The following is a 20,533-nucleotide window of genomic DNA, read 5'->3' as shown; positions in this document are numbered from 1 at the left end:
CCTAAAAGACTGCGCAGTTCCCCGCGCCCCTCAAAAGCGAAAGACTGCGCCGTTCCCCGCGCCCCTGAAGTACTGCGCAGTTCCCCGCGCCCCTTCAAGGGCTGCGCCACTGGTGACCGCGGGGTGTCCCGCATGGTGATACGGGGGGATGGGCGGGGCGGACGTCGGATAGCATGCGGAGCATCATGCGTTACGGGCTGCTTCTCCTTAGCTGCCGCGGCGAGGGCCTGTAGTCGAGGCCGACCCCCTCCCCGCGGAGTTCGGCGTTGCGCCGTCGGCCGTCCCTCAGGACCGGAAACGACCGGTTCCGAGGATCAAGCGGACCAGAGGAGCCCTCCGCATCATGGTGAATCGCCAGCAGCCCACGTCCATGCCGATCCACAAGTACCGCCCGTACGACCAGGTCGACATCCCCGACCGCACGTGGCCGGACAACCGGATCACCGTCGCCCCCCGCTGGCTCTCCACGGATCTGCGGGACGGCAACCAGGCCCTGATCGACCCCATGTCGCCCGCGCGCAAGCGCGAGATGTTCGACCTGCTGGTCAAGATGGGCTACAAGGAGATCGAGGTCGGCTTCCCGGCCTCGGGGCAGACCGACTTCGACTTCGTGCGCTCGATCATCGAGGAAGAGGGCGCGATCCCGGACGACGTCACGATCTCCGTACTGACCCAGGCCCGCGAGGACCTGATCGAGCGGACCGTCGAGTCGCTGAAGGGCGCCAGGCGCGCCAACGTCCACCTGTACAACGCCACCGCGCCGGTCTTCCGCCGCGTCGTCTTCCGCGGCTCCAAGGACGACATCAAGCAGATCGCCGTCGACGGCACCCGCCTGGTCGTCGAGTACGCGGAGAAGCTGCTGGGCCCCGAGACGGTCTTCGGCTACCAGTACAGCCCCGAGATCTTCACCGACACCGAGCTGGACTTTGCCCTGGAGGTCTGCGAGGCCGTCATGGACGTCTGGCAGCCCGGGCCGGACCGCGAGATCATCCTGAACCTGCCCGCCACCGTGGAGCGCTCGACCCCCTCCACGCACGCGGACCGCTTCGAGTGGATGTCCCGGAACCTGTCCCGCCGCGAGTACGTCTGCCTGTCCGTCCACCCGCACAACGACCGCGGTACGGCGGTGGCCGCCGCCGAGCTGGCGCTGATGGCCGGCGCCGACCGCATCGAGGGCTGCCTGTTCGGGCAGGGCGAGCGCACCGGCAACGTCGACCTGGTCACCCTGGGCATGAACCTGTTCTCGCAGGGCGTCGACCCGCAGATCGACTTCTCCAACATCGACGAGGTCCGCCGCACCGCCGAGTACTGCAACCAGATGGAGGTCCACGCCCGCCACCCGTACGTGGGCGACCTCGTCTACACCTCCTTCTCCGGCTCCCACCAGGACGCCATCAAGAAGGGCTTCGACGCGATGGAGGCCGACGCCGCCGCCAAGGGCGTCACGGTCGACGACATCGAGTGGGCCGTCCCGTACCTGCCGATCGACCCCAAGGACGTCGGCCGCTCCTACGAGGCCGTCATCCGCGTCAACTCGCAGTCCGGCAAGGGCGGCATCGCGTACGTCCTGAAGAACGACCACAAGCTGGACCTGCCGCGCCGGATGCAGATCGAGTTCTCGAAGATTATCCAGGCGAAGACGGACGCCGAGGGCGGCGAGGTCACCCCGAAGGACATCTGGGCGGCCTTCCGGGACGAGTACCTGCCCAACCCGGACAACCCCTGGGGCCGCGTCCAGGTCCGCAACGGCCAGTCCACGACCAACAAGGACGGTGTGGACACGCTCACCGTCGAGGCCGAGGTGGACGGCGTCGAGACCACCCTGGTCGGCACCGGCAACGGCCCGATCTCCGCGTTCTTCCACGCCCTGCAGGGCATCGGGGTCGACGCCCGGCTGCTGGACTACCAGGAGCACACGATGAGCGAGGGCGCCTCCGCGGTGGCCGCCTCGTACATCGAGGTCGCGATCGGCGACAAGGTGCTGTGGGGGATCGGTATCGACGCGAATACGACACGCGCGTCGCTGAAGGCGGTCGTCTCCGCCGTCAACCGCGCGACCCGATAGGCCTGTTCACCTGCGTTTCTCCGGTCCCGTCCGCCTCTTCGGCGGGCGGGACCGCTGCGTCTATCCGGCCATGTCACCGAGCGGCCTCGTACGGGGTACTGACTCCGCGTCCACAATGTGGCTAACATCACGCCAACGCGGCGATGTTGCCGTGGGGTTACGGAGGTGCGAACGTGCTGCCAGTATGGGGACGAAACGGCCGGTTTGTCCGCATCGGCGCCTTAGGCGTTTCGCGCATCCTCGGAACCAGGACGGCGTGGACCACCGTCGGCGACGGCGAGTTCTTCTGCCCGGGCTGCGGCGGTGACCGCAACTACCAGCGCCTGACCGGCCGCCGCCGCTTCACCTGCCTCGGTGTCCCGGTCGTGCCGCGCGGCGAGACGGGGCCCGTCGTGGAGTGCGCGGCCTGCCGCCACCACTACAGCGCGGACGTCCTCGACCACCCGACCACCACCCGCTTCTCGGCGATGCTCCGGGACGCCGTCCACACCGTCGCCCTCGCGGTGCTCGCCGCCGGGGGGACGTGCGCGCGCACGTCGCTGGAGACGGCGGCCGGTGCGGTGCGCGCGGCCGGGTTCGACGACTGCACGGAGGAACAGCTCGCCGCGCTCGTCGAGGCGCTGGCCGCCGACACGGGGCGGCTCTTCGGCGACGGTGCCGGTGAGCCCTGCGGGCCGGGGCTGTCGATAGAGCTGCACGAGGCGCTGGACCCGCTGGCGCCGCACCTCGCGCCCGCCGGGCGGGAGGCGATCCTGCTCCAGGGCGCGCGGATCGCCCTGGCGGACGGGCCGTACACGCCGGCGGAGCGGGAGGCGTTGACGACGGTGGGGGTGGCGCTGACGATCTGCACGGACGATGTGACGCGCCTCCTCACGGCGGCGCGCACGCCGTCCTGACGGGCGCCCGCCCTCCCGGCGGGGGAGGGTGGACACGTGCGGGCCCGGTGGGGGCTGATCGCGCAGTTCCCCGCGCCCCTGAAAGGCTGCGCCCCTCAAAGACTGCGCCCCTAGGTACCTAGGGGCGCAGTCTTTGAGGGCGTGGGCTGGGACGAGCGGGCGCCGGGGGTGCTCCGGCTGCCGTCCGGACGGCTGGTACGGGGCCGGGGACTGCGCGCGGAGCTGGACCCCGAGGAGGTCCGCCCGACGTACGGCGTCTACCTGCTGGGCCACGAGCCGCCCGAAGTCCCCTGGGAGACACGGTGGCTGAAGTGGCCCGACTTCCGGCTGCCCGCCGACAAGGACCTGGCGCGCCGGGTCCTGACGGAGGTCTGGGAGCGGGCCGCGGACCCCGCCGAGCGCGTCGAGGTCGCCTGCCGGGGCGGCCGGGGACGCACGGGCACGGCCCTGGCCTGCATCGCCGTGCTGGACGGCGTACCGGCCGCGGAGGCGGTGGAGTTCGTCCGGCGCGCCTACGACAGCCGTGCGGTGGAGACGCCGTGGCAGCGGTCGTACGTCGGCAGGTTCGGGGACTGAGGAACGACAATATGGGTGGCGTCCCCGATAAAAGCATCTGAGGCTGCAAAACCTGTTCTTCTCGCAACAACGGTTCTTGACCTACAAACGGCACCGTCAATTATTTCCGCGCGGTGACGCTCACTCCTTTGCCGCGCATCCGAGCGAGGATCACGGCGTTAGCTACATATGGCGAACGCAAGGCCCGTCGACCCCCCACACCCCTTCCCCGCGGCACGGAAAAGTGTCCTCGCCGCCCCCGCGGTGGTGATGGGCCGGTACATCTTCACGCCCGCCGCCGCCTATTCGGCACCGGGCGCCCGCGGCACCCTGCACGGGGACGGAAAACCGCTCGAACTGCATGTCACCGAACCACTTCTGGGTGAATTCCTGGGATTCCTCAAGCGCGCGCAGCGCGATCTCGACCGGCGCTGGAGCGCGCAGGTGCGGCCCGGCGGGAATGCGGCCCATGGCTGACGGCAGCCGGAATTCCGTGAACGACGACTACGCCCACTTCTTCGTACCCGACGGCCACGCCGGCACGGGCGACGGGCGGCACCGCGGCCCCGTCGACACGGGGTACGAGGCGCCCGCCGCGGACCCCCTCGACTCCGCCTGGGACCCCGTCGAGGAGATGACCTACCTCCTCCAGGACGCCGTCTCCGCGGAGCGCGCCGCGTCCGTGCCCCGGCCCCGCGACGGGACCGCGCCCCCCATCACCCTCACCGGCGACCCGATCGACAACCTGGCCGCCCTCACCACCGAGCTGCCGCCCATCAGGCCGCATCCTTCCGGGCACCGCAAAGTGCGCGTCCGCAAGCTGCGCTTCACCTGGGTGCAGACCGTCAGCTTCCTGATCGCCGCGCTGGCCGCCGCCGTCGTGTCCATGGTCAGCGTCTTCGGCGGGATGGTGTCCTACGGCCCCCTGCGCCACGTCGCGTTCCTCACGGGCAGCGGTACGAGCGTGTGGTGGCCCCTGCTGGTCTACGGCCCGTGGACGGTCGCCTCGCTCTCCGTCCTGCGGGCCGCGCTGCACCGGCGGCGGGCCGTGCACTCCTGGCTGGTCGTCCTGCTGTTCTCCTCCGTCGCGATGGCGCTCTGCGTGGCGCAGGCCGACCGGACCTTCACCGGCGTCGCCGCGGCGGTGCTGCCGGCGGTGGCGGCCCTGTCCTGCTTCCAGCAGCTCGTCCGCCAGATCACGATGACCCGGCCGGCCCGCCGGAGCCTGCGGGGGCGCCGCCGCGCGGCAGGAGGGGCGACCGTCACCCGCTGACGGCACCGACGAACTCGGCCCAGGCGAGGGGCCCGACGAGCAGGACGGGCCCGTGCGGGACCTTGCTGTCCCGAACGGGGACGACACCGGGGACTCCGTCGGCGACCTCGACGCAGTCCTCGCCGCCGTCGCCGCCGCTGTGACTGCTTTTACGCCAGCGGGCGGCACCGATGAAGTCGTAGGCGACTTCGACGCAGTCCTCGCCGCCGCTGCCGCCGCTGTAACTGCTCTTGCGCCAGCGGGCGTTCGTCAGGTCGCACTCGCGCATCGTCTGTGGTCCTCCGCCGCCGACTCGATCAGGGTCAGGGACGCCTCGGGTGACAGCGCGGCGGCCCTGATCAGATCGTAGGACGACCGGGTTCGCTTCACCACTGCCGGTTCGTCCAGCAGATTTCCTGAAAGCACCGCTTCTGTATAGACAGTCGGTGGGGCGTCGTCGAACGACATGAGCTTCATCATCTTGCCCATCTCCCGGTGTGCTCCCGTCGCGAACGGCAGCACCTGCAACAGCATCTTGCGTTCCCGTGCCATCGCCGCGATGTGGCTCAGCTGGTGAGCCATGACGTGCGGGCCGCCGACGGCCACGCGCAGCACCGTTTCGTGGAGGATCACCCAATACCGTGGTCGTGCAGCACCCTTGAGGAGTTGTGCCCGGTCCATGCGTCCCTTGATCAGGTCCTCGATGTGGTCGTCCGGGGAGAGCGGATTGCCCGCCAGGAACACCGCCCGTGCGTACTCCCGCGTCTGCAGGAGTCCGGGGACCACCGTGGGGGCGTACTCGCAGATCTCCGTCGCCAGACGCTCCAGCTCCACCACATGCGCGAAGTACTCCGTGTACGGCTGGTCCACGATGAGTTTCCGCCAAAGCCGCTCGAAAAAACCGTCGGTTTGTAGGATCTCGTCGATCCTGGACGCCACGTCCAACTGCGGTTTCCGAATGGCCTGTTCGAATTGGCCGATGTAACCGCCGGAAACAAAGACCCGGCACCCCAACTCCGCCTGGGTCAGCCCCGCGTCCTCGCGCCGTCTCTTCAGCTCCGTTCCGAAGAACTCCCAAGCCGCTTGCCGTGAACCATTGGCCATGGCCGTACCCCCTTGTACTGCACCGACGCTGCTGCGTGCGAGGTCTTCCGAATTCTAAGCGGCACACGGCATTGTCGAGGCGGAAAGAATGGAATCCGGGGAAGAAGGGGAACACCGTGAGGTCTGATCGGCAGGGAAACGACACCCGGCACTCGACGATCTGCGTCGAACAAGCGGAGGAAACGGTGAAGGAATTGCGTGAAACACTCGCAGCCGCAGGAATCAAGCTGCCGACACTCCGGATCGACCCGGCGACCCTGGCGCGGGAGGCACCGTGTCCCCTGGTGGAACTGGGCCGGTGTTCCGTCGAGACGGCGGCCCGGCTCGCGGCGGTGCTCCGGTGAGGCCGGCCGTCGGGATGTACGTCGTCGACACGAGGACCGGTCGCGTGGGCCGGGTCATGGGCCACGAGGGACCGTACCTCCAGCTGCGTCCGTACGGCGGCGGCCGGGAATGGGACTGCGCACCGGACGAGGTCCGGGGAGCCACCGTGGCGGAACGGCTCAGCGCCGCGACCGCGTACGCCAACGCACGCAGCCGCGGCGAGGTCCCTTGAGGCCCGGGCGGGCGGAGGCGGCCGGGGACGATCAGGAGTGATCGGTCACCCCGGCCGCACCCGCCGGTTCCGTACGGGAGAATGGGGTCATGAGTCTGTTCCGCGACGACGGCATCGTGCTGCGCACCCAGAAGCTGGGTGAAGCGGACCGGATCATCACCTTGCTCACGCGCGGTCACGGGCGCGTACGGGCCGTGGCGCGGGGCGTGCGCCGGACCAAGTCGAAGTTCGGCGCGCGCCTCGAACCGTTCTCCCACGTGGACGTGCAGTTCTTCGCGCGCGGGAGCGAGCTGGTCGGCCGCGGGCTGCCGCTGTGCACGCAGAGCGAGACGATCGCCCCGTACGGCGGCGGGATTGTCACCGACTACGCCCGCTACACCGCCGGCACGGCCATGCTGGAGACGGCCGAGCGGTTCACCGACCACGAGGGCGAGCCCGCCGTCCAGCAGTACCTGCTGCTCGTGGGCGGGCTGCGCACCCTCGCCCAGGGGGAGCACGAGCCGCATCTGATCCTCGACGCGTTCCTGCTGCGCTCGCTCGCCGTGAACGGCTACGCGCCCAGCTTCAACGACTGTGCGCGGTGCGGGATGCCGGGGCCGAACCGGTTCTTCTCGGTCGCCGCGGGAGGTTCCGTCTGCGCCGACTGCCGGGTGCCCGGGAGCGTCGTACCCTCGCCTGGGGCGCTCGAACTGCTCGGCGCGCTGCTGACCGGGGACTGGGCGGTCGCGGACGCGTGCGAGCCGCGGTTCGTCAGGGAGGGCAGCGGCCTGGTGTCGGCCTACCTGCACTGGCACCTGGAGCGCGGACTGCGGTCCCTGCGGTACGTCGAGAAGAGCACCTGAGCAGCAACCGGCTGTACGAACGAGATCCGAGGAGACGAGAAGCAGATGGTGGTACGCGGGATCCTGGGGCGCCAGCGCCGCGAGTACAGGACGCCGGAGCCGCACCCGTCCGGGGCGCGGGCGCCCAAGCTCCCCGGGGAGCTGATCCCGAACCACGTGGCGTGCGTGATGGACGGGAACGGTCGCTGGGCCAAGGAGCGGGGGCTGCCGCGCACCGAGGGGCACCGGGTCGGGGAGGGCGTCGTGATGGACGTCCTCAAGGGGTGCCTGGAGCTGGGCGTCAAGAACCTCTCGCTGTACGCCTTCTCGACGGAGAACTGGAAGCGGTCGCCCGAGGAGGTCCGCTTCCTGATGAACTTCAACAAGGACGTCATCCGGCGCCGGCGGGACGAGATGAACGACCTCGGCATCCGGATCCGGTGGGTCGGGCGGATGCCCAAGCTGTGGAAGTCGGTCGTGCAGGAGTTGCAGGTCGCGCAGGAGCAGACCAAGGACAACGACCTGATGACCCTGTACTTCTGCGTGAACTACGGGGGGCGGGCGGAGCTGGCCGACGCGGCGCGGGCGCTGGCCGCCGACGTGGCCGCCGGGAAGCTGGACCCCGACAAGGTCAGCGAGAAGACCATCCAGAAGTACCTGTACTACCCGGACATGCCGGACGTGGACCTGTTCCTGCGGCCCAGTGGGGAGCAGCGGACGTCCAACTACCTGATCTGGCAGTCGAGTTACGCCGAGATGGTGTTCCAGGACGTGTTGTGGCCGGACTTCGACCGGCGGGATCTGTGGCGGGCGTGCGTGGAGTACGCGTCGCGGGACCGACGCTTCGGCGGCGCCGTCCCGAACGAGGACCTGCTGGCCATGGAGGCGGACATGAGGGGCCGGCCCGAAGAGGCTTAGGCCCCTCCGGCCCGCAGGCATAAAAGATTGCGCAGTTCCCCGCGCCCCTTCTAGGGGCGCGGGGAACTGCGCAATCTTTTAGCTGCGCGCAGCGCAGTCTGCGCAGGTGCCGAAGATTTCTACCGTGTGTGCCACGTTCACGTAGCCGTGTTCCGCGGCGATCGCCTCCGCCCACTTCTCCACCGCCGGACCCTCCACCTCCACGGCCTTGCCGCAGATCCGGCACACCAGGTGATGGTGGTGGTCCCCGCTCGCGCAGCGGCGGTACACCGACTCCCCGTCGGACGTGCGCAGCACATCCACCTCGCCCGCGTCCGCGAGCGACTGCAGCGTGCGGTACACCGTCGTGAGCCCGACGGAGTCCCCCTTGTGCTTGAGCATGTCGTGCAGGTCCTGCGCGCTGCGGAACTCGTCGACTTCGTCCAGCGCCGCCGCCACGGCGGCACGCTGGCGGGTGGAACGGCCCCGAACGGGCGGTCCAGCGGTCGTCACCGTTGCCTCCAAACGTCTGCGGCTTGCCGGGCCATTGTGCCAGCCCCGGCAGGACGCGGTCAGACGCCGACCTTCCCGGTCGGTTTCCGTCCCGGCGGGATGACGCACTCCGCCGGGTCGGCGCCCTCCCGCGCCGCGACCGCGGCAGCGGCCCGCGCCCGCCGCCGGGCCAGCGGCGCCGCCAGCGCCGTGAGCAGCACGAACGCGCCGATGGTCAGCAGCACGATCGTCGCCCCGGGCGGCACGTCCTGGTAGTACGAGGTCACCGTGCCGCCGATGCTCACGCTGATCCCGATGGCCACCGAGATCGCGAAGGTGGCCGCGAAGCTACGGCTGAGCTGCTGCGCCGCGGCCACCGGGACCACCATCAGCGCGGACACCAGCAGCAGGCCGACCACCCGCATGGCGACCGTGACGGTCACGGCGGCCGTGACCGCCGTGAGCAGGTTCAGGGCGCGCACGGGCAGCCCCGTGACCCGCGCGAACTCCTCGTCCTGGCTGACCGCGAACAGCTGCCGCCGCAGGCCGACCGTCACCAGGACGACGAAGGCCGCGAGCAGGCAGATCGCCGTCACGTCCTCCTCCGACACCGTCGAGAGTGAGCCGAAGAGGTACGAGGTCAGGTTGGCGTTGGAGCCGCCCGGCGCGAGGTTGATGAACATCACACCGCCCGCCATGCCCCCGTAGAAGAGCATCGCCAGCGCGATGTCGCCGCGCGTCCTGCCGTACCAGCGGATCAGCTCCATCAGGACCGCGCCGAGCACGGATACGGCGGTCGCCATCCACACCGGGGACCAGGACAGCAGGAAGCCGAGGCCGACCCCCGTCATCGCGACGTGGCCGATGCCGTCGCCCAGCAGGGCCTGGCGGCGCTGGACCAGGTAGATGCCGACGGCGGGCGCGGTGATGCCGACCAGGACGGCTGCGAGCAGGGCCCGCTGCATGAAGGCGTAATCGAGGATTTCGAGGTTCATGGCGGTCAGCTCAGCAGTCCTGTGCGGAGGGGCTCGGCGTCGTGGGCCGCGTGGGGGTGGACGTGGTCGTGGCCGGGCAGCGCGTGCTGGCCGACCGCCCGCGGGGGCGGGCCGTCGTGCAGGACGCAGCCGTCGCGCAGGACGACCGCGCGGTCGATCAGCGGCTCCAGCGGGCCCAGCTCGTGCAGGACGAGCAGGACGGAGGCGCCCGCGGCGACCTGCTCCCGCAAGGTCGCCGCGAGCACCTCCTGGCTGGCCAGGTCCACGCCCGCCATCGGCTCATCCATGATCAGCAGTTCGGGTGCGGAGGCCAGGGCGCGGGCGATCAGGACGCGCTGGTGCTGCCCGCCGGAGAGGGCGTTCACGGAGTCCTTGGCGCGGTCGGCCAGGCCCACCAGCTCCAGGGCGCGCCGGACGGCCGCGCGGTCCTCCTTGCGCAGCACGCCGAAGCGGGCGCGGGACAGCCGCCCGGAGGACACCACCTCGGTCACCGTGGCCGGCACCCCGCCCGCGGCGGTCGTGCGCTGCGGTACGTAGCCCACGCGCGCCCAGTCGCGGAAGCGGCGGCGCGGGGTGCCGAACAGCTCGATCTCGCCGCCGGTGACCGGCACCTGGCCGATGACCGTGCGGACGGCCGTCGACTTGCCGGAGCCGTTGGCGCCGAGCAGCGCGACGACCTCACCGCGGTGCACGGTGAGGTCGATGCCGCGCAGGACGGGACGCGAGCCGAGTTCGGCGGTCACTGAGCGCAGGGATATGACCGGGTCCCGATGCTGCTGGTCAGCCGTCATGGCTCGTGCCTTCCTTGGTTGCGTACCGGGTGCGGCTCCGCGGCGGCGTCCGCGGGCGCGTCACTTCGCGCCGAGGGCCTTCTCCAGTGCCGTCAGGTTCGACCGCATGACCTCGATGTAGTCGTCGCCCTGGGACTTGTCGGTGATGCCTTCGAGGGGGTCGAGTACATCAGTCCTCAACCCGGCGTCGTCGGCCAGGGTCTTCGCGGTCTTGTCCGAGACCAGTGTCTCGTAGAAGACGGTGGTGACGCCGTCGGCCTTCGCCTCCTGCTGGAGCTCCTTGATCCGGGCGGCGCTCGGCTCGCTCTCGGGGTCGAGGCCGGAGATGGACTCCTGGGTCAGGCCGTAGCGCTCGGCGAGGTAGCTGAAGGCGGAGTGGTTGGTGAAAAAGATCTTGGACCTGGTGTTCTTCAGCCCGTCCTCGAACGCGGTGTCGAGGTCGCCGAGCTCCTTCGTGAGCGCCTCGGTGTTCTTCTTGTAGTCGGCCGCGTGGTCCGGGTCGGCCTTCTCCAGGGCCTTGCCCACGCCCTCGGCGACCTGGGCGTACTTCACCGGGTCGAGCCAGATGTGCGGGTCGAGGCCGGAGCCCTCGCCCTCCTCGGCGTGCTCCTCCTCCTCGGCGTGCTCGTCCTCGCCCTCGTGGGAGTGGCCCGTGCCGCCGTGGTCCTCCAGCTCGGTCAGCGTCGCCGCGTCGACCTTGTTCTTGATCCCGGACTGGGCGACCGCCTCGTCGACGGAGGGCTGGAGGCTCTTCAGGTACAGGACCACGTCCGACTCCTGGAGCTGCGCGGTCTGCTTGGCGCTGATCTCCAGGTCGTGCGGCTCCTGGCCGGGCTCGGTCAGGGTGCTCACGCTGACGTGGTCCCCGCCTATCCGCTCGGCGAGGAACTGCATCGGGTAGAACGACGCCACGACGTCGAGCTTCCCGCCGCTGCCGGCACCGGCGGCGTCCGAGTCGGACGAGCAGGCGGAGAGGGTGCCGAGACCGAGGGCGGTGACCGCCGCGATCGCGGCGGTGGATATGTGGCGTCGTCGTACGTTCATGACAGTCATTTTCAATGATTCTGGAAACGATTGTCAATAACTGGACTTGTGACCTGGGCTTCATCCCGGTATGCGACGGTGCGGACGGCGGGGGCGGCCGGGACCCCGGACCGATTTGATTGCAGGGGCGGGGCCGCCGGTAATCTGAAGCATTCGCTCTGCAGCATTCGCTCTGAAGCAATCGCCGTGCAGCATCCGCCGTGCAGCAACCGCCGTGAAGCAACCGCTTCGTCGCCCGTCGTCGTATGAAGAGAGCACCGTGGCCGCCGACAAGATCGACACCATCGTCAGCCTGAGCAAGCGCCGTGGCTTCGTATTCCCCAGCAGTGAGATCTACGGCGGCACGAGGGCCGCCTGGGACTACGGACCGCTCGGTGTCGAGCTGAAGGAGAACCTCAAGCGCCAGTGGTGGCGCTACATGGTGACGTCGCGCGAGGACGTCGTCGGCATCGACTCGTCCGTGATCCTGGCCCCCGAGGTCTGGGTCGCCTCCGGCCACGTCGCCACCTTCACCGACCCGCTCACCGAGTGCACCTCCTGTCACAAGCGGTTCCGCGCGGACCACCTGGAGGAGGCCTACGAGGCCAAGCACAACCGCCCGCCGGCCAGCCTGACGGAGCTGAACTGCCCCAACTGCGGCAACAAGGGCACCTTCACGGAGCCCAAGCAGTTCTCCGGCCTGCTCTCCACCCACCTCGGCCCGACCCAGGACAGCGGCTCCGTCGCCTACCTGCGTCCCGAGACCGCGCAGGGCATCTTCACCAACTTCGCCCAGGTGCAGACCACCTCGCGCCGCAAGCCGCCGTTCGGCATCGCGCAGATGGGCAAGTCCTTCCGCAACGAGATCACGCCCGGCAACTTCATCTTCCGCACCCGCGAGTTCGAGCAGATGGAGATGGAGTTCTTCGTCAAGCCGGGCGAGGACGAGCAGTGGCAGGAGTACTGGATGGAGCAGCGCTGGAACTGGTACACCGGTCTCGGCCTGCGTGAAGAGAACATGCGGTGGTACGACCACCCGAAGGAGAAGCTCTCCCACTACTCCAAGCGCACCGCCGACATCGAGTACCGCTTCCAGTTCGGCGGCAACGAGTGGGGCGAGCTGGAGGGTGTCGCCAACCGCACCGACTACGACCTCTCCGCGCACGCCAAGGCGTCCGGCCAGGACCTCTCCTACTTCGACCAGGAGGCCGGCGAGCGCTGGACCCCGTACGTCATCGAGCCCGCGGCCGGTGTCGGCCGCGCGATGCTGGCGTTCCTGCTGGACGCCTACGTCGAGGACGAGGCGCCCAACGCCAAGGGCAAGATGGAGAAGCGCACCGTGCTGCGGCTCGACCCGCGGCTGGCGCCGGTGAAGGTGGCCGTGCTCCCGCTCTCCCGCAACCCGGAGCTGTCGCCGAAGGCCAAGGGCCTGGCGACGGCGCTGCGGCAGAACTGGAACATCGACTTCGACGACGCCGGTGCGATCGGGCGGCGTTACCGCCGCCAGGACGAGATCGGTACGCCGTTCTGCGTGACCGTCGACTTCGACACGCTCGACGACAACGCGGTGACCGTCCGCGAGCGGGACTCGATGAAGCAGGAGCGGGTGTCCCTCGATCGGATCGAGGGGTACCTGGCGAGTCGGCTCGTCGGCTGCTAGTCGCTCCGCGAACGGCGCCGCAGTCGTCCGGCTGCGGGTGCGTCGTGGCCGGTCGCGCAGTTCCCCGCGCCCCTAGGTGAACCAGCCCTCGGCCTCCTCACGCATGTGAGGAGGCCGAGGGCTTTTGGTTGCCCTCGCGGTGACAGCTGACAGATATTGAAATCTGTCAGCTGTCATGTCAAGGTGGAGGTGTTGCTTCACCAAAGGCTCGTGAGGAGTTTTCGATGATCACCCGACCCCTCGGAACCACCGGTCCCCAGGTCTCCGCCCTCGGCCTCGGCTGCATGGGCATGTCCGCGCTGTACGGCGGCGCCGACCGGGGCGAGGCCGTCGCCACGATCCACGCCGCCCTGGAGGCCGGCGTCACGCTGCTCGACACCGGTGACTTCTACGGCATGGGGCACAACGAGATGCTGATCGGCGAGGCGCTGCGCAGCGCCCCGGCCGCCCGGCGCGAACAGGCCCTCGTCAGCGTGAAGTTCGGTGCCTTGCGTGACCCCCAGGGCGCCTGGTCCGGCTACGACGGGCGCCCCGCCGCCGTGCATAACTTCGCGGCGTACTCGCTCCAGCGGCTCGGCGCCGACCACATCGACGTCTACCGGATCGCGCGCGTGGACCCGGACGTCCCCATCGAGGAGACCGTCGGCGCCATCGCCGAACTCGTCGAGAAGGGGTACGTACGGCACATCGGGCTGAGCGAGGCCGGTGCGCAGACCGTGCGCCGGGCGGCGGCCACCGCGCCGATCTCGGACCTGCAGATCGAGTACTCCCTCATCTCCCGCGGCATCGAGGACGAGATCCTGCCCACCACCCGCGAACTGGGCATCGGCATCACCGCGTACGGCGTGCTGTCGCGCGGTCTGATCTCCGGGCACTTCACGCGCGACCGGCAGCTCGCCGCGAACGACTTCCGGGCGTTCAGCCCCCGCTTCCAGGGCGAGAACCTCCAGCACAACCTGAACCTCGTCGAGGCGCTGCGCAAGACCGCCGAGCAGAAGGGCGTGTCCGTCGCGCAGATCGCGATCGCCTGGGTGCTGTCCCGCGGCGAGGACATCGTGCCGCTGGTGGGCGCCCGCACCCGTGAGCGGCTCTCCGAGGCCCTCGGGGCGCTCGACGTCACCCTCGACGCCGCCGACCTCGCCGCGATCGAGGACGCCGTGCCGGCCGGGGCCGCCGCGGGCGAGCGCTACCCGTCCGCGCAGATGGCACACCTCGACAGCGAGCGCTGACCGCACCGCCGGTACGGTCATCATCATGGGGACCACCGAGATCCTGACCGCCGAGCGCATCCTCGCAGCGACCGAGGAGGTGCTGCGCCGCCACGGGCCCGCGAAGGCGACCGTGGTGGACGTGGCCCGCGCGCTCGGCGTCAGCCACGGCAGCGTCTACCGGCACTTCCGTACGAAGGCGGCGCTGCGCGCGGCGGTCACCAAGCGGTGGCTGGACCGTACGTCGGAGGTTCTCGACGGCATCGCCGCCCAGGACCGCGACCCCGAGGCGCGGCTGCGCGACTGGCTCGCGGCGCTGTTCACCGCCAAGCGCCGCAAGGCGGGGGACGACCCCGAACTGTTCGCCACCTACATGGTGCTGACCGGGGAGAGCGGTGAGGTGGTCGGGCAGCACATTGCCGAGCTGACCGGGCAGCTGACGGCGATCGTCCGGGCCGGCGTCGACGCGGGCGTCTTCGCCAGCGCCGACCCCGCCATGAGCGCGCTCGCCCTGTTCCACGCCACGGACCGCTTCCACGACCCGTGCCATGCCGCCGCGTGGGAGGAGCCCGGTGTCGAGGACGAGTTCGAGGCGGTCGTGGACCTGGTGCTGCGCGGGCTGCGCGGCTGAGGGCCGGCTCCGTTCACGGGCCGGCCGGGTCCACCGTCGCCTGATGGGCCTGCGCGAGGTGCTCCTCGGCCTTCAGCCAGGGCAGGAACTGGGCCGCCCTGCGCCAGCCGCAGGTGTCGCACCTGATCGTCCGCTGTACGCCCGCACGCCGTACGCGTACGACGTGCTCGCGGCCGTGCTGGTCCCAGCGGCTCACCTTGCTGGTGTCGATCTGCGGCATGACGCCTCCCGGTTGTCGCGCTCGGCATGCGCGCGCCAAGAAGTGTGCAGCAAGAACAACATCAACGGGGCGGCCCGGATCAGGCGATCTCGCGCGGCAGGCGCAGGCTCAGGGCGGTCGTGAGGGCGACGCCGGCGAGCTGGACCAGCAGAGCCGTGGTCAGGGCTCCGCCCATGCCCCGGTCCGGGACCAGGGTGAGGAACAGGGTGCCGAGGGTGGCGACGCCCAGCGCCAGCGCGGACTGCTGGACGGTGATCATGACACCGCTGCCCACCCCGGCGCGGGCCGCGGGGACCTCGGAGAGGATGACGCGGAAGAGGACGGGCAACTGGAGGGCCTGGCCGGCGCCCGCGACGATCAGCCCGGGCCAGAGTTCGAGGCCGCCCACGTGCGGCCAGGAGCCCCACACCGCGAGGATGAGGGCGCCCACGCCGACGGCCTGGAGCAGGCCGCCCGCCGTCACCACGCGCGTACCCCAGCGGGTCACGAGGCGGGGTCCCAGGAGCGACGCCGCGAAGAAGGACACCGCCATCGGCGTGAGGGCGAGCCCGGCGCGCACCGGGCTCAGGCCCACCCCCTCCTGGAGCGCCACCGCGATGACGAACATGAAACCGCTGAAGCCGACGGAGAAGGGCACGACCATCACCAGGCCGCGACGCAGCGGCAGGTCGGCGAAGAGGCCCGGCGGGACCAGCGGGGTGCGGCCCCGACGCTCAGCTCGCCGTTCTACCAGGTAGAAGGCGGTCACGACGAGCGGGAAGAGGGCGAGCGACAGCCACGTCCACAGCGGCCAGCCCGCCGCACGCCCCTCGGTGAGCGGGGCGAGCAGGGAGACGAGGGCCACGGCCAGCAGGACCGTACCGGGCACGTCCACCGGCTGCGGGTCCTGCGAGCGCGTCTCGGGGACGGCCCGGGCGGCGAGGAACAGGCCGAGCAGCACGACGGGCACGTTCACCAGGAAGACCGCGCGCCAGCCGGTGCCCGCGACGTCCGCCGCGACGAGGACGCCGCCGAGTATCTGCCCGGCCACCATGGAGAGCCCGGCCGTGGCGCCGTACAGGCCCATCGCCCTGGCGCGGCGCGGGCCCGCGGTCGCCGACTGGATGGTGGCGAGGACCTGCGGGAGCATCGCCGCGGAGGCCGCGCCCTGCGCGACGCGCGCCGCTACGAGCGTCCAGGCCGTCGGCGCGAGGCCGCACACCAGCGAGGTCAGCCCGAAGGCGGCCATGCCGCCGAGGAAGAGCCGGCGCCGGCCGAACAGGTCGCCGAGCCGGCCGCCGAGGACGAGAAGCACGGCGTACGCGACTCCGTAGCCGGCGACGACGAGTTCCAGGACGGCGTCCCCCGCGGCCAGGTCGTGGCCGATCGTGGGCAGGGCGACGTTCACGATGAAGAAGTCGATGAGGGGCAGAGCCGCACCGAGCAGCACGGTGAACAGTCCGAGCGTGCCGAGCACGGGCGGACCGGCCATGGAGCGGGTGGAGCGGGGAGCCAGGGTTTCGGTCACGCAACCGAGCGTGCGCCCGTTCCCAGCCGGGTACCAGAGTCTTCTCATCCTGGTAGGAGGAGTACCTGGCAACAGGATCCGCGGGGCGGCAGGCTGGGGGGATGACGACCACGGCCGAGGGTGCGACGGCGGGGGCATCCCCGGTCCCCGGTGTGCCCCCGCACGGACCGGACGGGCGGGTCCCGGGGGATTCGGAGGTGCGGCGGCACGAGCTCGCCGCGTTCCTGCGGCACCGCCGGGAGCACATCACGCCCGAGCAGGTGGGTCTGCCGCGCGGCAGCCGGCGCCGCACGCCGGGGCTGCGGCGCGAGGAGGTCGCGCAGCTCTCCTCGGTGGGCGTCACCTGGTACACGTGGCTGGAGCAGGCCCGGGACATCCAGGTCTCCGTGCAGGTCCTCGACGCGCTCGCCCGCAGCCTGATGCTGGACCCGAACGAGCGGGCGCACCTCTTCCAGCTGGCCGGCGCCGTCGATCCGGCCCCGGCGTCGCGGTGCACGACGATCACACCGGCGCTGCTGCAGATGCTGGAGCAGCTGGAGCCGCTGCCCGCGTGCATCCAGAACAGCCGGTACGACATCCTCGCGTACAACCGCACGTACGGGAGGTTGCTGTGCGACCTCGACGAGGTGGCGCCGCAGGACCGCAACTGCATGCTCCTCGTCACGACCGACGAGCAGTGGCGGTCGTCGATCGTGCTGCTCGACGAGACGGTGCGGCTGATGGCCGCCAAGTTCCGGGCGGCCATGGCGGGGCACCTGACCGATCCGGCGTGGAAGATGCTGCTCAAGCGGCTGTGCACGGAGTCGGAGGAGTTCCGGGAGGTGTGGGAGCGGCACGAGGTGGTGGGGTCGCGCAGCAAGACGAAGCTGTTCGACAACCGGTACGTGGGGCGGCTGACGCTGGTCCACACCGATCTGTGGCTCGGACCGCTGGAGGGGGCTCGGATGGTGACGTACGCACCGGCGGACGAGGAGTCGCGGGAACGGCTGGAACGGCTGCGGCGCGTTTAGGGACTTTGCGGTGGGGTCGTCGGGTGGCTGCGGGCCGGTGGGGGCTGATCGCGCAGTTCCCCGCGCCCCTAGGTTTTCAGGGGCGCGGGGAACTGCGCGATCAGCCACTACGGAGCCGCACGTGACTGTCGGCCGTGGGCGCGCTCAGTGGATGCCTGCGGATTCCTTGATCTCCGGGGTCTCCAGGGAGCGGGCCGTGCGGTCCGCGGAGCGGCGCGCCCAGGCCCCGCTCGTCGCCGCCCCCACCAGCAGGACCAGCACGCCGCAGGCCGTGATGATCCACCACGCCGGCCGCGCCGCCGACACGAACGACTCCCGGTAGGAGGACGCGCCCACGCCGGAGGCGAGGACCGCGCCGATCACCGCGACGCCCAGCGTCTGCCCGATCTGGCGGCTGGTGGAGGCGACCGCCGCCGCCACCCCCGCCTGCGCCCGGGGCATCCCGGAGACCGCCGTGTTGGTGATGGGCGCGTTCACGAAACCGAAGCCGAGACCGAACAGCACGTACCCGATGACGAGCGTCACGTCCGCCGTCTCCGCCTCGAACGCCGCGAACAGCACCCCGCTCACCGTCATCGCCGTACCGGCGACCAGCAGGGAGAGGCGGGGGCCCCGGCTGCCGACCAGGCGGCCCGACAGCGGCGCGCAGAGGAACGTCAGCGTCGCCATCGGCAGCATCCACAGGCCCGCGTGCAGCGCGCTCAGGCCCCGTACGTTCTGCAGGTACAGCGTCGACAGGAAGAGGAAGCCGCCCAGCGCCGCGAACGCGCTGACCGCCACCACCGTCGCCCCGCTGAACGGCGCCGACCGGAAGAAGCGCAGGTCGATGAGGGGTTCGTCGCGCCGGGGCTCGTACCACAGCAGGGCCGCCAGGGCGACGAGCGCGACACCGCCGAAGGCGAGGGTGCGGCCGGCGCCGGAGTGCGGCGCCTCGATGATCGCGTACGTCAGGGAGCCGAGCAGCGCGATCACCAGGAGCTGGCCGACCGGGTCGGGGCGGCGGGCCTTCGGGGCGCGGGACTCGGGCACGTACCGCAGGGTGAGCAGGAGCGCGGCCAGGCCCACCGGCAGGTTGAGCCAGAAGATCGAGCGCCAGCCGACCGAGTCCACGAGGAGGCCGCCGACCAGGGGGCCGGCGGCCATGGATATGCCGACCACGGCGCCCCAGACGCCGATCGCGCGGGCCCGCTCCCGCGGGTCCGTGAACGTGTTGGTGATGATCGACATGGCGACCGGGTTGAGCATCGAGCCGCCGACCGCCTGGATCATGCGGAAGGCGACGAGCGACTCCAGATTGGGCGCGAGCGAGCACAGGACCGAGCCGGCGGTGAAGACGACCAGGCCCGCCATGAAGACCTTCCGGCGGCCGATGCGGTCGGCGGTCGAGCCCGCGAGCATCAGCAGCGCGGCGAGCACGAGCGTGTACGCGTCGATCGTCCACTGCATGCCCGACAGGCTCGCGTGCAGGTCCTTCTGCATGGAGGGCAGCGCGACGTTGAGGACGGTGTTGTCGAGGCTCACGATCAGCAGGCTCATGCAGCAGATCGCGAGCACCAGCATGCGCCGGCGGGGACTGAGCTCAGGCATGGTCACCAGGGTACGCCCATGTCGGTAGTGTCCCTAACTAACGACTACCGCCACGGGCCGGCGTACGTGACAATGGGGGGATGTCCACGCTCACGCCCGCGGTGAACACCGCTCTGCAGATCGGCCCGCACACCGTCCGGCCGCCCGTCGTGCTCGCCCCCATGGCGGGCATCACGAACGCGCCGTTCCGCACCCTGTGCAGGGAGTTCAGCGGCGGCAAGGGGCTGTTCGTCAGCGAGATGATCACCACGCGGGCGCTGGTCGAGCGCAACGAGAAGACGATGCAGCTGATCCGGTTCGACGCGTCGGAGACGCCGCGGTCGATCCAGCTGTACGGGGTCGACCCCGCGACCGTCGGCAAGGCCGTGCGCATGATCGCGGACGAGGGCCTCGCCGACCACATCGACCTGAACTTCGGCTGCCCGGTGCCGAAGGTGACCCGCAAGGGCGGCGGATCGGCCCTCCCCTACAAGCGGCCGCTGCTGCGGGCGATCCTGCGGGAGGCGGTGGCCGGGGCGGGGGACCTGCCGGTCACCATGAAGATGCGCAAGGGCATCGACGACGACCACATCACCTTCCTCGACGCCGGGCGGATCGCGGTCGAGGAGGGCGTGACGGCGATCGCGCTGCACGGGCGCACCGCGGCGCAGCACTACGGCGGCACGGCGGACTGGGACGCCATCGCGCGGCTCAAGGAGCACGTGCCGGAGATCCCCGTCCTCGGGAACGGGGACATCTGGTCGGCGCAGGACGCGCTGCGGATGGTGCGCGAGACCGGCTGCGACGGGGTGGTGGTCGGCCGGGGGTGCCTCGGGCGGCCCTGGCTGTTCGCGGACCTGGTGGCGGCGTTCGAGGGGCGGACCGGGGAGTACGCGCGGCCCACGCTGCGGGAGGTCGCGGCGGTGATGGTGCGGCACGCGACGCTGCTGGGGGAGTGGCTGGGGGACGAGGCCCGCGGGGTCGTCGACTTCCGCAAGCACGTGGCCTGGTACCTGAAGGGGTTCGCGGTCGGCTCGGAGATGCGGCGGCGGCTCGCGGTGACGTCGTCGCTGGCGGCGCTGTCGGAGGGGCTTGAGGAGCTGGATCTGGACCAGGCGTGGCCGCTCGGTGCGGATGGGCCTCGCGGGCGGACGTCGGGGAACAATCGGGTCGTCCTGCCGGACGGGTGGCTGAAGGACCCGTACGACTGTGCCGGCATCAGTGAGGATGCCGAGCTGGACACGTCCGGGGGCTGACGGCCCGTCGTCGGGTGCGGCCCGGCGG

At 70.7% G+C, this 20,533-nt stretch carries 23 protein-coding genes; 14 read left to right on the top strand and 9 right to left on the bottom strand.

The features are described from left to right. Positions 1 to 343 precede the first annotated feature (343 nt). The 5 genes from leuA to FGF04_RS25545 all read left to right on the top strand — a co-directional run bounded on the left by leuA (position 344) and on the right by FGF04_RS25545 (position 4,789). The gene (gene leuA, locus FGF04_RS25565) at positions 344 to 2,065 is read left to right on the top strand and encodes a 2-isopropylmalate synthase (RefSeq protein WP_149513589.1); all 1,722 of its coding nucleotides are present in this window, start codon (positions 344 to 346) and stop codon (positions 2,063 to 2,065) included. Between the two features lie 173 nt (positions 2,066 to 2,238). Further along, positions 2,239 to 2,961, top strand: a complete 723-nt coding sequence (locus FGF04_RS25560) for a TerB family tellurite resistance protein (protein ID WP_235882487.1) — start codon at positions 2,239 to 2,241, stop codon at positions 2,959 to 2,961. Between the two features lie 141 nt (positions 2,962 to 3,102). Next, a complete protein-coding gene (locus FGF04_RS25555) occupies positions 3,103 to 3,537 on the top strand; it encodes a protein-tyrosine phosphatase family protein (RefSeq protein ID WP_149513587.1) in 435 nt (144 codons plus the stop codon). A gap of 249 nt (positions 3,538 to 3,786) precedes the next feature. Continuing rightward, a complete protein-coding gene (locus FGF04_RS25550; RefSeq protein ID WP_149513586.1) occupies positions 3,787 to 3,993 on the top strand; it encodes a hypothetical protein in 207 nt (68 codons plus the stop codon). Next, positions 3,986 to 4,789 (top strand): DUF2637 domain-containing protein, encoded by an 804-nt coding sequence (locus FGF04_RS25545; protein WP_235882486.1) that lies wholly within the window; start codon positions 3,986 to 3,988, stop codon positions 4,787 to 4,789. Before FGF04_RS25550 ends, FGF04_RS25545 begins: the two co-directional genes overlap by 8 nt. Here FGF04_RS25545 and FGF04_RS25540 read toward each other — a convergent pair. Both FGF04_RS25540 and FGF04_RS25535 read right to left on the bottom strand, forming a co-directional pair. Further along, positions 4,779 to 5,057: a DUF397 domain-containing protein gene (locus FGF04_RS25540; protein WP_149513584.1), complete on the bottom strand. Its 279-nt coding sequence runs from the start codon at positions 5,055 to 5,057 to the stop codon at positions 4,779 to 4,781. The two genes, FGF04_RS25545 and FGF04_RS25540, sit on opposite strands and share 11 nt — an antisense overlap. Beyond that, positions 5,039 to 5,872, bottom strand: a complete 834-nt coding sequence (locus FGF04_RS25535; RefSeq protein WP_149513583.1) for a helix-turn-helix domain-containing protein — start codon at positions 5,870 to 5,872, stop codon at positions 5,039 to 5,041. The genes FGF04_RS25540 and FGF04_RS25535 overlap by 19 nt, the downstream gene beginning before the upstream one ends. A gap of 116 nt (positions 5,873 to 5,988) precedes the next feature. Between FGF04_RS25535 and FGF04_RS25530 the strand changes: the two genes are divergently transcribed. The 4 genes from FGF04_RS25530 to FGF04_RS25515 all read left to right on the top strand — a co-directional run bounded on the left by FGF04_RS25530 (position 5,989) and on the right by FGF04_RS25515 (position 8,167). Continuing rightward, the gene (locus FGF04_RS25530) at positions 5,989 to 6,216 is read left to right on the top strand and encodes a hypothetical protein (protein WP_149513582.1); all 228 of its coding nucleotides are present in this window, start codon (positions 5,989 to 5,991) and stop codon (positions 6,214 to 6,216) included. Between the two features lie 14 nt (positions 6,217 to 6,230). Next, complete coding sequence (locus FGF04_RS25525) at positions 6,231 to 6,428, top strand: hypothetical protein (protein ID WP_149513855.1); 198 nt, start codon at positions 6,231 to 6,233, stop codon at positions 6,426 to 6,428. Positions 6,429 to 6,517: 89 nt separating this feature from the next. Continuing rightward, positions 6,518 to 7,270 carry a DNA repair protein RecO gene (gene recO / locus FGF04_RS25520; RefSeq protein ID WP_149513581.1) on the top strand — a complete coding sequence of 251 codons (753 nt, stop codon included), beginning with the start codon at positions 6,518 to 6,520 and terminating at the stop codon, positions 7,268 to 7,270. Positions 7,271 to 7,315: 45 nt separating this feature from the next. Continuing rightward, positions 7,316 to 8,167 (top strand): isoprenyl transferase, encoded by an 852-nt coding sequence (locus FGF04_RS25515; RefSeq protein WP_149513580.1) that lies wholly within the window; start codon positions 7,316 to 7,318, stop codon positions 8,165 to 8,167. A 78-nt stretch (positions 8,168 to 8,245) separates the two neighbouring features. On the opposite strand, the gene FGF04_RS25510 is transcribed toward FGF04_RS25515, so the two are convergent. From FGF04_RS25510 to FGF04_RS25495, 4 genes are read right to left on the bottom strand one after another with little or no spacing between them, the layout of a single operon-like run. After that, on the bottom strand, positions 8,246 to 8,659 hold the full coding sequence (locus FGF04_RS25510) for a Fur family transcriptional regulator (protein WP_149513579.1): 414 nt from the start codon (positions 8,657 to 8,659) through the stop codon (positions 8,246 to 8,248). Positions 8,660 to 8,718: 59 nt separating this feature from the next. After that, positions 8,719 to 9,633: a metal ABC transporter permease gene (locus tag FGF04_RS25505; protein ID WP_149513578.1), complete on the bottom strand. Its 915-nt coding sequence runs from the start codon at positions 9,631 to 9,633 to the stop codon at positions 8,719 to 8,721. 5 nt (positions 9,634 to 9,638) lie between these two features. Then, a complete protein-coding gene (locus tag FGF04_RS25500) occupies positions 9,639 to 10,424 on the bottom strand; it encodes a metal ABC transporter ATP-binding protein (protein WP_149513577.1) in 786 nt (261 codons plus the stop codon). Positions 10,425 to 10,484: 60 nt separating this feature from the next. Then, complete coding sequence (locus FGF04_RS25495) at positions 10,485 to 11,468, bottom strand: metal ABC transporter substrate-binding protein (RefSeq protein WP_149513576.1); 984 nt, start codon at positions 11,466 to 11,468, stop codon at positions 10,485 to 10,487. 259 nt (positions 11,469 to 11,727) lie between these two features. Here FGF04_RS25495 and FGF04_RS25490 point away from each other — a divergent pair, with 259 nt between their 5' ends. The 3 genes from FGF04_RS25490 (at position 11,728) to FGF04_RS25480 (ending at position 14,946) form a co-directional block, all read left to right on the top strand. Beyond that, entirely contained in the window at positions 11,728 to 13,107 is a 1,380-nt protein-coding gene (locus FGF04_RS25490; RefSeq protein WP_149513575.1) for a glycine--tRNA ligase, read from the top strand. Positions 13,108 to 13,331: 224 nt separating this feature from the next. Then, entirely contained in the window at positions 13,332 to 14,336 is a 1,005-nt protein-coding gene (locus tag FGF04_RS25485; RefSeq protein WP_149513574.1) for an aldo/keto reductase, read from the top strand. A 25-nt stretch (positions 14,337 to 14,361) separates the two neighbouring features. Continuing rightward, on the top strand, positions 14,362 to 14,946 hold the full coding sequence (locus tag FGF04_RS25480; protein WP_408055657.1) for a TetR family transcriptional regulator: 585 nt from the start codon (positions 14,362 to 14,364) through the stop codon (positions 14,944 to 14,946). Positions 14,947 to 14,959: 13 nt separating this feature from the next. Here FGF04_RS25480 and FGF04_RS25475 read toward each other — a convergent pair whose 3' ends face one another. Further along, complete coding sequence (locus FGF04_RS25475; protein WP_149513573.1) at positions 14,960 to 15,166, bottom strand: hypothetical protein; 207 nt, start codon at positions 15,164 to 15,166, stop codon at positions 14,960 to 14,962. Positions 15,167 to 15,245: 79 nt separating this feature from the next. Then, on the bottom strand, positions 15,246 to 16,637 hold the full coding sequence (locus tag FGF04_RS25470) for an MFS transporter (protein WP_235882518.1): 1,392 nt from the start codon (positions 16,635 to 16,637) through the stop codon (positions 15,246 to 15,248). A gap of 137 nt (positions 16,638 to 16,774) precedes the next feature. Here FGF04_RS25470 and FGF04_RS25465 point away from each other — a divergent pair, with 137 nt between their 5' ends. Beyond that, positions 16,775 to 17,683, top strand: a complete 909-nt coding sequence (locus tag FGF04_RS25465) for a helix-turn-helix transcriptional regulator (protein ID WP_149513571.1) — start codon at positions 16,775 to 16,777, stop codon at positions 17,681 to 17,683. A 144-nt stretch (positions 17,684 to 17,827) separates the two neighbouring features. On the opposite strand, the gene FGF04_RS25460 is transcribed toward FGF04_RS25465, so the two are convergent. Then, a complete protein-coding gene (locus tag FGF04_RS25460; RefSeq protein WP_149513570.1) occupies positions 17,828 to 19,270 on the bottom strand; it encodes an MFS transporter in 1,443 nt (480 codons plus the stop codon). Between the two features lie 80 nt (positions 19,271 to 19,350). Here FGF04_RS25460 and dusB point away from each other — a divergent pair, with 80 nt between their 5' ends. After that, positions 19,351 to 20,505 carry a tRNA dihydrouridine synthase DusB gene (gene dusB / locus FGF04_RS25455; protein ID WP_149513569.1) on the top strand — a complete coding sequence of 385 codons (1,155 nt, stop codon included), beginning with the start codon at positions 19,351 to 19,353 and terminating at the stop codon, positions 20,503 to 20,505. Positions 20,506 to 20,533 lie beyond the last annotated feature (28 nt).

It is taken from the genome of Streptomyces apricus (genome assembly GCF_008369065.1).
GTDB lineage: Bacteria > Actinomycetota > Actinomycetes > Streptomycetales > Streptomycetaceae > Streptomyces > Streptomyces apricus.
The sequence above is the reverse complement of the archived record's forward strand: the minus strand, read 5'-3'. Positions and strand labels throughout refer to the sequence as shown.